General features: G+C 67.6%; 2 protein-coding genes and 2 pseudogenes. All 4 read left to right on the top strand.

What is annotated here, in order from left to right:
• Window positions 1-503: pseudogene (locus tag SSPN_RS61370) on the top strand (hypothetical protein); the annotation flags it as partial.
• A gap of 794 nt (window positions 504-1,297) precedes the next feature.
• The gene (locus SSPN_RS61365) at window positions 1,298-2,098 is read left to right on the top strand and encodes a hypothetical protein (protein WP_237711001.1); all 801 of its coding nucleotides are present in this window, start codon (window positions 1,298-1,300) and stop codon (window positions 2,096-2,098) included.
• Window positions 2,099-2,144: 46 nt separating this feature from the next.
• Window positions 2,145-2,393 carry a hypothetical protein gene (locus tag SSPN_RS58175; RefSeq protein WP_192814574.1) on the top strand — a complete coding sequence of 83 codons (249 nt, stop codon included), beginning with the start codon at window positions 2,145-2,147 and terminating at the stop codon, window positions 2,391-2,393.
• A gap of 374 nt (window positions 2,394-2,767) precedes the next feature.
• Window positions 2,768-2,966 (top strand): annotated as a pseudogene (locus SSPN_RS48470) (hypothetical protein); the annotation flags it as partial.

The raw sequence follows: 2,966 nt of genomic DNA, 5'->3' as shown, positions 1-2,966 counted from the left end.
ATGAGTTGCCCGCGTTCCTGGGACAGGATACCGGTGACGATGCTGCGGGTCCCGGCGGTGTTGGGTCGGTTGCCGGCGTGGATGATTTCGCTGGTTTCCTCCCCGACTACCACGACTTGGAGGGTTCCGTTGGGTTGTTTGGGGATGCGGTGTGGCCGGATGCGGGGGATGCGGTGGGGGGTGGTGTGTTGGGTGTCGCAGATCCGGTAGCGGGGGGTGAGTCGGTTGGGTCTTGGGATCGGTTCCTGCCGGGGGTGAATCAGGCGAATTATCATTCCGGTGATGAGCGTTATCAGGTGAATTTCCTGGAGACGGTGGTGGCGCTCTTCAATTCTCTGAAGTTCGGCCGGCAGTTCGTGGCGGGGGCGGGGACTGGGCGGGCGGTGGGTCCTTGGATGCCGCGTTACCGGAGACTGTCACAGCCGGGTCTGAGTCTCGGGCGTTGGCGGATCCGGACGGTGGTGCTATGTCTGTGGGGCATGAGTCCTCGCCGGGTGGCTTGACCGGCCGGGATGGGTCTTCTGTTGCGGATTCAGTTGCGGGGCTTGGAGTTTCGCATCGCGAGGACACTGGAACGGATCTGCCGGAATCGGCGGTGCTGTCGGTGGATGGGGCGCAGGCGGTGCCGTCTCTGCAGCAGGACCGGGTGGTGGCGCCGCTTGCGGAGCTGCCGGTGGACGCGGTCCGGGTGCCGGTGCCGGCGGATGTGGTTGCTGGTGGCGGGTTGCTGGAGTTCGTGCGGGACGGTGTCACGGATTCCACGGGTGGGCCTGTGCTGCTGGTCGCGCAGGGCAATCCGGGTGCGGGTGTGGTGGTCTCGACTGGTCAGGGTTCGGCTCTGGCGCGGGGCGTGGGGCGTGATGTTGTCGCGATGACGCAGGGACAGGGCGGGCGCGGGCCGCGGTGGATGGTGTTCGCCGCGGATGGTTCTCGGCCCAGGCCGGTGGGCGGGCCCGGTGGCCTGGTGCCAGCTGGGGGCGGTCAGGGTATGGCAGGTCTGGCGGATTCGTCGGCTGTGATTGCGGTCTTTGGTCAGAAGATGGTGGCCAGGGAAGAGACACCGGCTGCCCAGACGACGTCTGGCCAGGCGGCGTCGGTGGTCGGGGACGCACAGCCCGGGACGACGATCAGGTCTACCAGGGAGGAAGTGTTGCGGCCTAGTGGTTCCCGGTGGCCGGGCCAGGGTGGGGGCTCTGGGTTGCCGGCCGAGGTGACGGGTCCGAAAAAGCGGCAAAAGGTGGATGCAACCGTTGCTGTTGGGGCTGTTTCCGGGAGTCCGGGTGATGGCGGGAGTGGGGTGCTCACTGCGACGGAGCAGGCAGCACAGCAGGACTCTAGTGCGGAGCGGAAACGAAAAAGGAAGGAAAATGACGCGAAGCGGTACCAGGCGGTAAAGGCTGCTGCCGCTCGTGTTGCGGTGTTGGAGGAGTTGGCGGAGCGGGGGCCGCTGAGTGGGGAGCAGGAGGCGGAGCTGGCGGAGCTTCGCGCGAAGGCGCAGCAGAAGCAGAAGCAGAAGGAAAGTGCCACGGAGCGGTCCCGGGCGGTAAAGGCTGCTGCCGCTCGTGTTGCGGTGTTGGAGGAGTTGGCGGAGCGGGGGCCGCTGAGTGGGGAGCAGGAGGCGGAGCTGGCGGAGCTTCGCGCGAAGGCGCAGCAGAAGCAGAAGCAGAAGGAAAGTGCCACGGAGCGGTCCCGGGCGGTAAAGGCTGCTGCCGCTCGTGTTGCGGTGTTGGAGGAGTTGGCGGAGCGGGGGCCGCTGAGTGGGGAGCAGGAGGCGGAGCTGGCGGAGCTTCGCCCGAAGGCGCAGCAGAAGCAGAAGCAGAAGGAAAGTGCCGCGAAGTATCGCAGGGCGGGAAAGGCTGCTGCCGCCCGGGTCGCGGAGTTGGAGGAATTGGCGGAGCAGGGGCCGCTGACTGTGGAGCAGGAGGCGGAGCCTGGCGGAGCTTTACCCGAAGGCGCAGCAAAAGCAGAAGCAGAAGGAAAGTGCCCCGAAGTATCGCAGGGCGGGAAAGGCTGCTGCCGCCCGGGTCGCGGAGTTGGAGCAATTGGCGGAGCAGGGGCCGCAGGCTGCGGAGCAGGAGGCGCATCGCCCGGACCCTAAGGACTGGCGGACAAGGACGCAAAGGGACGCGGATCGGTACCGGGCGATGACGGCTGCTGCCGCTCGTGTTGCGGAGTTGGAGGCGTTGGCGGAGCGTGGGCCGCTGGCTACGGAGCAGGAGGTGGAGCTGGCGGAGCTTCGGCCGAAGGCACAGCAGTGGCAGAAGTGGCAGAAAAGGAAGGATGCGGACGCGGATCGGTACCGGACCGGAAAGGCTGCTGGCGAACGGATTGAGGGTCCGGAGGGAGTATCGGGGTGGACTGGGGCTGTGGGTGATTCCGGTGCTGGGGGCTGAATCGGATGGGGAGGTGGTGTTGCCGCCCAGTGGTTCCTGGCGGGGCCAGGGTGGGGGGTCTGGGTTGCCAACTGAGGTGACAGGTCCGAAGCATCGGGGTGTTGTTTCTGGGCCGGTGGCGGGGAAAACCGGCGCGAGTGCGGGGAGGACGCAGGGGGAGGCTGGCCAGGGCTCGCGGGGGGAGGTTGGCGAGGGTTCCGGGGGGGCCAAGTGGCGGGAGGAGGACGCAGCCGCTGCTGCGGCTGTTTCCGGGAGCCCGGGTAATGGCGGGAGTGGGGTGCTCACAGCTGCTGCCGATCGGATTGCGGGGCCGGAGGGAGTATCGGGGTGGACTGGGGCTGATCAGAACGACTTGGACGCGTGGTCGGCCGACGTTGATCTGGGCTGCCGATCGGGTTGCGGTGTTGGAGGCGTTGGCGGAGCGGGACCCGCTGAGGGAGGAGCAGGCGGCGGAGCTAGCGGCGCTTCGGCCGAAGGCGCAGCAGCGGCGGGAACAGAAGGAAGGGGCCGCGGAGCGGTCCAGAGCGAGAAAGGCTGCTGCCACCCGGGTTGCGGTGTTGGAGGAGTTGGAGG

Origin of the sequence: Saccharopolyspora spinosa NRRL 18395, assembly GCF_000194155.1 — a bacterium.
GTDB lineage: Bacteria > Actinomycetota > Actinomycetes > Mycobacteriales > Pseudonocardiaceae > Saccharopolyspora > Saccharopolyspora spinosa.
This window is presented reverse-complemented; position numbering and strand designations above follow the sequence as displayed.

What these genes read in the sequence shown, in the direction of transcription:
- SSPN_RS58175 (WP_192814574.1), top strand. Translation starts at nt 2,145, where the DNA reads ATGACGGCTGCTGCCGCTCGTGTTGCGGAGTTGGAGGCGTTGGCGGAG.